This window comes from Deltaproteobacteria bacterium, from assembly GCA_016930875.1.
Lineage (GTDB): Bacteria > Desulfobacterota > Desulfobacteria > Desulfobacterales.
In genome coordinates this window covers 22,459-30,379 of the sequence record JAFGFW010000132.1, presented here as the reverse complement: position 1 = coordinate 30,379, position 7,921 = coordinate 22,459, and the positions used below count along the sequence as shown (strand labels likewise).

The following is a 7,921-nucleotide window of genomic DNA, read 5'->3' as shown; positions in this document are numbered from 1 at the left end:
TCGCCATAGTAGCTTTAGCTACGACGGCTGAATCGGTATTGGATATTCGTTTTTCATTCGACGTTGGACGTTCGATGTTCGACGTTCATCTTTCAAAACAATTCCGTACGGCATGAATGTAACCTGTGAACGTCTACCAAACAACTTAGCGTTTATAGAAAGAGCCTCTTGGCATATTTTGTGCTCTTTGTATTCAAAGGTTTTCTTGCTTTTTCCCGGGCCACAGGCGGTCCTTAGTAACGCCATTTCGGTCCAGACACAGGAGGTTTTTTGTGGCGGCAGTCATATCCGTAAAAGGGATAGATGAGGCAATATCAAACCTCAACTACCGAAATCCCCAGGCGTTAAAGAGTAGACTTGTTCATGTCATACTGGGTTTCTATAAAGATAAAAGTCCTGTTGAGTCGCTGCGATGCATTGACGCTGAAGAGATCGTCAGAGCCATTTGGGATACGGGTGACGACCCCGGCATTATCAAGGCGAAACGAAAGAATCTCAGCAGCACCAAATCCTCTGTTAATGCTGATCTAAGAAGACTGTTCAAAGAGGGGAAAAACCCTGAAGGGGTAATCATCGGACGTGACAACGTATTTGTGATGTCTGATGAAGCGAAAGACGAGATCCTTTCGACCTTTAGCGCTGGCGCCGCAGAGGGCGAAGCTGATTCTATGCGGCAAATAGCCGAATCGTTGAGCGTCATTAAGGAAGTATTATCAAAGAGGGAGTCTTTGCCTGATGCAAAGACTCCCGATGGCGTGGCCACACTGGAAGACCTGCGCAACACCATACAGAGGCTGACGGAAAAAATTGGTATAGGTGGACAGGAGAGAGGCCTGCCAGAGGTCACTGAAGCGAAAGAAGCTCCTGAAGAGATCATTGAAGGTAATGGGGAGACACCAGACGCTGCTGACGTTGTAAAGGAAATTCTAACTGAAGAGGAAGAACTCGATGAACTTGAAGACGCGGAAGAGGTTGACGATGACGAGATAGAAGAAGTTTTCGAAAAGGTTGAGGTAGATGAGATCCGTGAAGAGGCTGAACCCGAAGATGATATAGATGCCGATCACGGGGAAGAGGTTGACGCAGACGACGCCGAGATTATTGAGGATGTGTTAGCGGAAGACGAGGCAGAAGCCGAAGAGGTAGAAGAAGACTTCGAAGAGCTCGATGAGGCTCCTGAAGAGGTTGCAGTCGAGGCCCCTGAGGAAGAGGTAGCCATTCCTTGGGGGCAAATAACGCAAGCTCTAGATATCGTCAATGCAATATTATCAGGTCCGGAGGCTATCACCAGCGCAGTCAGTCCGGATGAGTTAAGTAAGTTGGAGGAGCTGAAGAACACGATCGAGGGCTTGTCGCAGAAATTTGGCAGACAGGCAGGAGGAAGGGCCCTGACTGATGGGTCTACTGAGGTATCCAGGGCAGGGCTAGCTGAAACGGTTAAAGGACGTGGCTTTCTTTCAGAGACTGCCGCAGAACAAGAGGGTGCATGGGCAGGGAAATCAGACGTTGACGGCTACGGACTCGGTAAGGGCGAGGGCGAAACAGGCGCGAAGAGTTACGGACCCGGCAAGGGGGAGGGTGAGCCGGGCGGCAAATATGGTATTGCGGCTGAAAGGACTTTATTGGCTGAACATGGTCTTGAGGAAGTGGGGGTAGCAGAGGACCTCGATGACGCTGAGGCCCAGGAAGAGGTTGAGCTTGACGAGGACGCAGAAGAAATTGATGAGAATAAAATCGACGATATTCTCGAAGAAATTGACATAGCTGATTCCCCCGAAGAAGTTGAGGCGGAAGCAGATTTCGACGATGCCGAAATTGAAGATGGATTTGAGGAAGTTGAAGTCGACGAGGTGCCCGAGGAGACCGAAGAGGTCGAAGAGATTGAAACCGACGATGATTTTGAAGAGATTGAGATAGTTGAGCAGCCACAGGAAGCAGGTCTTCCCGCCGGAGATCCGGAAGAAGATGACGAAACCAATAAAGACAAGCTCCTGGCCGAAGCCTTTGACGGCTATCTGGGCGCCATGGAGAGGTTCTACAACCAATATATCCTCATCCCGGAAGGAGAATATATCATTGGCAGCAAGGCGCCAAAAGGGGATGAACAACCTGAGCACAAGGTGCAACTTGAGCCCTTCTATCTGGGTAAATTCCCTGTCACTAACGCCCTTTTTGAGGTTTTTGTCGAGAAGACCGGGTATGTGACAACTGCAGAAAAACTGGGCTACGGGACGGTCTACTACGGTCGTTTTTGTGAGGAGGTGGACGAGAAAACCGGTTTTGCCAGATTTGTCTGCAATGCTACTGTTCGTTCCGAAACCGTAAAGGGGGCATACTGGTATCAACCATCCGGCCTAGGCAGCACGCTCCATAAGAAGAGGAACTACCCAGTGGTTCAGGTCAGCCTGGAAGATGCCATAGCCTTTGCTGCGTGGACGGGCAAGCGGTTGCCCATGGAAAACGAATGGGAGGCCGCTGCCAGAACTGCGCGCGGATACGTGTTTCCTTGGGGAGACGAGTGGAAAACTAATGCTTGCAACGTTGAGGAGAACTCTGTGGCTGACGCAACACCGGTGGATGAATACAAAGACCTGAAGAATGACCTTGGCATCGTCGATACACTGGGAAATGTGTTAGAATGGACCACAGACGTTTACCAGCCGGCCCAAAGCGCCGGGAACACCCCAATTTGGCGTATCGTGAAAGGTGGAAGCTGGATCTCAGGAAATGACATACGCCTGTTCAGCCGCTTCAAGGTGAGCCCCGACGTCACATCCAACATACTCGGTTTCAGATGCGTTGCGTATTGAGAGACCCTCTATAGTCCGGTTCTTCGATCGACATTCCTTCAGGAATCCCTTTGCTTTTCTCCCTGGCGATGTTATGGAATTGGGAGCATTGAAAATCAAGAAGGTAAGGAAGGTATATGGATCAATGAACGATATCAATCATGATGGCTCGTCAGATACACGCCGACAGTTGCCGGAAGACCTGAAGCGGTGCATCGCCTTTCACGGCCACATATGTCCTGGCCTGGTTTATGGCTACATGATTGCAAAACAGGCCAAAGAACTGCTTGGTCTTCGTCGCTCTAAGGATGAAGAAGTAGTGGTCATCAGCGAAAACGACACGTGCGCTGTTGACGCCCTGCAGGTTTTGCTTGGCACGACAACAGGGAAAGGCAACCTCATCCTGAAGGACTACGGCAAAAACGCCTTTACGGTCCTTAATCGATCAGACAAGCGGGCATTCCGCTTCTCGCGTCAAGGCCCCTATGAGTACGAAGGAGAGCATAAGGAAGAGTTCGACGAGCTTGAAGAGGCCTTTGCTGCCGGCAGGGCAACGGTCAAACAAAGGATGCGGCAGAAATTGCTCAAGGCCCTGGATCTCCTTGCCAAACCCTTTGATACGGTCTTTGAGACAATAGAAGTCAAGTGTTCCGAGCCGCCTTATGCCTCCCTGGCCCCTTCCAAGGCATGCTCCCGGTGTGCAGAGATGACCATGGCTACCAGGATGATTGAAACAAGGGGCGGGGATTTCCTTTGCATTCCGTGCGCACGGGAAGAGGGGCTTATCGGGTCCGATATTTCACAGGCTGGGCTGCCCCAGGATGAAATGGGTGAGGCCATATGGGAGCCGTAAGCTTGACGGCTTCGCAAAAAGTCCCTCTCCATCCCGCTGTGGCGAGATTCGTCTTAAGGGTTATTCGAACCTCAATTTCGACCGGCCGATGCCTATCACGTCTCCTCTGTGCAGTTTTTTCTCTTCTCGCATTTTTCTGCCGTTGAGACTTGTCCGGCTCCACCCGGCGTGGTGCGCCAAGTAGTACTCGCCCTCCCTGGCAAGAATGTAGCACTGTATCTTGGCGATAAGCCACCCATGCACCCGGACGTCGCACGCGACATCTTTGCCCAAAATTACGGTTTCCTTTTCTTTCAGGGATAACCGGTCCGGTGTCGCGTCTCCTTCGATCACCGTAATGCGAGGGGCTTGCACATCAGCTATCCTACTGCGTTTCTTCTTTGGGGCGACATAAACAGTCCCTTCGAAATCAGTCGGCATGACAGGGGAAGGCGCCCGCTTTGAGGCCTGCTCCAAGGCAAACCGAAACTTTCCGATTTCGATTCGGTCCGCTGCGGTTACGGGAACACTGTCTGTGGTCTTGCACCCGTTTACAAAGGTCCCGTTCACACTTCTCAAGTCCGTCAGAAAGTACTTGCCGTTGCGCATTTCAAGCCTGGCGTGGTGTCTAGACACAGCAACGTTGTCAAGGTTGACGTCTGCGGTCTTGCCCCTACCGATGTTTACAGTGTCCCCCTCCTCCATCCGGAACCTGTCGAGGATTCTGTCGTTAAGCGTCACATGCCATTCAGCCATGCCTCTCTCCCGTGAAAACATAATTTCGGTCGACCCTGATGAGGCGTTTCATAACACCTGTGCCCCTGGTTTCCCGTGCCCGACTACTCAAAGCTTATTTTCGAGCCGCCAATTCCGATCATATCTCCCTTGTGCAGTTTCTGCTCTCCATGAATCTTCCTGCCGTTGACTGTCGTACGCTTCCACCCCGCTTGGTGTACTAAGTAATGCTGATCTCCCTTGGCCAGAATTTGGCACTGGATCTTGCCAACTTTGCCACCGGGAACACACACGTCACAGGCAGCATCTTTGCCAAGCGTGACAGCGGGCTTTTCTTTCAGCGACAGCCTTTCGGGTGTTGCCTTGCCCTCAACCAGAGCCAGCCGTCTTGGAGCCACGAAAACCGTGCCTTCGAAATCGGTGGGCATATCAGGCAAACGTGCCAGCTCTGCCTCTGAATTTCGCACCATGGCATAAGCGGGGTAAGAGTCCTCCGAGGTTTGAGCTACTACAAACCGGAACTTTCCGATCTCGATTCGGTCGGCTGCCGTAATGGGAGTCTCGCCTTCGACCTTGTGCCCGTTAACCCGGGTCCCGTTCACACTTTTCAGGTCCGTTAGCCAGTATTCGCCGTTTCGCATTTCAAGCGTGGCGTGGCGTCTTGAAACTGCGGCGTTGTCTATGCTGACGTCTGCTGTCTTGCCCCTGCCAATGCTTACAGCCTCCCCTTCCTTTATCCAAAACTTGTCGATGGTCCTATCGTTCAGCAACAAATGCCATTCAGCCATGACTTCCTCCTGTGAAAACAATATGTTAGCCAGCCGGGCTGTCAGGCCGGCTGTTTTGAAAAAAGTGACCCCAATTGCAACGTGAGCTTGCCCCACAAAACTGCAATCGTATCCATGTATACACTGATCTGGTCGACATGGTTAAGGTACACCAGGGCGGTAACAACAAGCAGGCCAAGGAGCAGAAAGGTCTGCAAAAGTCTCTTCCCCCTTGATCTTTGTTGCGGAGTGGCAGGGGCCGCTCTGAGAGACCTTATTTGTGCTTGACGCGCCTTCCGTTGCCGCTTTTTCTCTTCATGGGCGGCTAGGAGACCATCAATCTCCACGATCACCTGGTCAAAATTACTGTGTCGGACGTTTTTGTCACATGAAATCATCCGGGTAATCATCTTCTGCAGCTTGATGGGAAGTAGGTTGAACTGATTGTGGGGGACAATTTTGGCATCTTTCCAGACAGGCATCAAACCAGTCAACATCTGGTAAAAAATAACGCCTGCTGCAAAGATGTCTCCACTGGGCGACCTGTCCTCATCGCACACGTTATACCAGTTCGTACCGCCTTCCTCCGAAGCGTAGTGCTCATCCAGGCCAAAGTCAGTAATCCTGACCTCTCCCGATTCCGTGAAAAGTATGTTGCTCGGTCTGAGGTTTCCATGCACAATCCTGTTTCTGTGGGCAAACGAAAGGCCGCTCAATATCTGCTTTGCAATCCTGAGTGCATCTGCCCAGGCATAGGGCCGTATGAGGCGGTCTTTCAGGCACCCCCCGCTCAGGTACTCCAATACAATAATGAACAGTCGCGCGTCTCCGGAGGCGCCCAGGATGTTGACGATGTTTTTATGCTTCAGGTTGGTAAGAATTTTTGCCTCACTAAGGCCTGCACCGGTTTTGGTTCGCTTTTTTATCACCAGAAGTCTATGGTCCACGTTGTCTTGATAAAGATAAACCGCGCCGTAATCGTCTTCCTTGATGACATCGAGCAAGCCAAATTTGTCTTCCACTTTGGCCAGTCCTATTCTGGCTCGCTCCTTTTGGGCGCTGGGCAGGTGCGCTCCCTGAAGAACTTGCAGAAGACGGTCCTTGACTTCGTCAGCCGACGCAAAGCGATCCTCCGGGTTAGGCTCCAGGCAACGCAAAATTACCTCTTCGAGAGGCTGGGGAACAGATGGGTCCAGTTCCGAAGGGGGCCGGAAGCGACCGAGCGGTTTGACTCCGGTAAACAGCTCATACATGAGAGCGCCCAGTGAGTACAGGTCACTGGCGGCAGTAACAGCATGGGTGGCCGTACGCTGCTCAGGGGCCATGTACTCGATGGTCCCCATGACGACGTCTGTCTGGGTGTGGTCTGTGTCAGGCCCTCCGTTGTCAGAGAGCTTGGCGATACCGAAATCAAGGACCAGTGCGTTGCCGTCGGTGTCGATCAAGACGTTGGCCGGCTTGATATCGCGATGAATCACGCCGTTCTTGTGCGCATAAGAAAGGGCCTTGCATATCTGAATAGTCAGGTCCAGCTTTCGGTTCGTGTCGAGACCCCCTGCTTTGATCTCCTGGCCGAGATCAGTGCCCTCCACATGTTCCATAACAAAATAGGGCATCCCTTCAAGTGTGACCCCTCGGTCTATCACGTGGATAATGTTAGGATGATTGAGGCGCGCGATGATGCGTGATTCGCTTTTGAAGCGCTGGAGCACTTCGGTGCAGTTCGTCAGATTTTCCGACAGCACCTTGATGGCGACCGGACGGTCCAGTGACACCTGGCGCCCCCTGTAAACGGAGCCCATGCCCCCCAGCCCTATCTTTTCAATGATCTCGTAGTCGCCGATCTTCTGCATGGCTTGTCTATTGCGTTACGACTTCGCACCTGAGGCAAGGGTCCCGGCTTTCCTCCCAAACCCTTTTGTTACCCAACCAATGGCCCTGCCAAGCACGTATAACCATAGCGCAGGAATTATCCAAAAAAGGAAACCAATACCCAGAGACTTCAGTACTGCATTTCGGTGATTGTCCAACTTTCTTCTGTATGCATCTTCAACACCTCGGAAATCCAGTTTGTCTCGCCTCTTTGTTTCGTGGATTTTGCTGAGAAGTTCTTCATCTGAAATGTCTCTATATCTGTCTCGGAGTTGAATCCAAGTATAATCCCTCAACTCTGGAATATTCTGTATAAGGACATTGAGAGTGTCACGAACTCTCGTTTTCTCGTAATCAGACTTTTTTGGTATCTGAACATAGGTAACCGACCCCACAACCAACAAACATATTGCCGAAACCAGTATCCACAGTTTTGTCCAAACACTCATAGTCATCTCTCTCAACCTGTTGGTCATAAAGGGAAATGAATTCCTGTTTCATTATGAATTTACATTGGAGCAAAGTTGTGTCTGTCCGAAAATGAGATATTTTTTGCAAGGCCAGAATGCTTCGGCATTAAGACAAATTGGCAACCGCAAATAACACATATCCATTATCGGCGTAATTGGCCAGAGTCTTTAACCAATGAGATCGACACTATTCGATTATGATTTCTGAAAATTTGCACTGGTCTGATAACAAATGGATCTCTGGGATCTTGCAAGAGGATTTACGGGAAATGCAATGCGTGGAAATCTTCCCGAAGACCCCGAGGGCCTTATTTACGAGGCAATTTTATTTTTACATTGAAAACCTGGTCCTTTGGGCCAGAATTTTTACTTCTTCGCGAACCCTAAGACTTTGGATCTAGAAGTCTCTGTGCTGAATTAGTCTTTCAAAGCACGAAAAAGCCTTATATTGACATC

Annotated in this window: 6 protein-coding genes; 2 read left to right on the top strand and 4 right to left on the bottom strand. The window is 50.8% G+C overall.

The annotated features are described in order from the left end of the window. Window positions 1-272 precede the first annotated feature (272 nt). Both JW883_11820 and JW883_11815 read left to right on the top strand, forming a co-directional pair. A complete protein-coding gene (locus JW883_11820; GenBank protein ID MBN1842954.1) occupies window positions 273-2,810 on the top strand; it encodes an SUMF1/EgtB/PvdO family nonheme iron enzyme in 2,538 nt (845 codons plus the stop codon). 124 nt (window positions 2,811-2,934) lie between these two features. Further along, window positions 2,935-3,642 (top strand): formylmethanofuran dehydrogenase, encoded by a 708-nt coding sequence (locus tag JW883_11815; GenBank protein ID MBN1842953.1) that lies wholly within the window; start codon window positions 2,935-2,937, stop codon window positions 3,640-3,642. Between the two features lie 60 nt (window positions 3,643-3,702). Here JW883_11815 and JW883_11810 read toward each other — a convergent pair whose 3' ends face one another. The 4 genes from JW883_11810 to JW883_11795 all read right to left on the bottom strand — a co-directional run bounded on the left by JW883_11810 (window position 3,703) and on the right by JW883_11795 (window position 7,450). Further along, on the bottom strand, window positions 3,703-4,377 hold the full coding sequence (locus JW883_11810; protein ID MBN1842952.1) for an FHA domain-containing protein: 675 nt from the start codon (window positions 4,375-4,377) through the stop codon (window positions 3,703-3,705). 83 nt (window positions 4,378-4,460) lie between these two features. Then, window positions 4,461-5,144, bottom strand: coding sequence for an FHA domain-containing protein (locus JW883_11805; protein ID MBN1842951.1), 684 nt, complete (start codon window positions 5,142-5,144; stop codon window positions 4,461-4,463). A gap of 41 nt (window positions 5,145-5,185) precedes the next feature. Beyond that, window positions 5,186-6,976, bottom strand: a complete 1,791-nt coding sequence (locus JW883_11800; GenBank protein ID MBN1842950.1) for a protein kinase — start codon at window positions 6,974-6,976, stop codon at window positions 5,186-5,188. Window positions 6,977-6,991: 15 nt separating this feature from the next. Further along, window positions 6,992-7,450, bottom strand: a complete 459-nt coding sequence (locus JW883_11795; protein ID MBN1842949.1) for a hypothetical protein — start codon at window positions 7,448-7,450, stop codon at window positions 6,992-6,994. Between the last annotated feature and the right edge of the window lie 471 nt (window positions 7,451-7,921).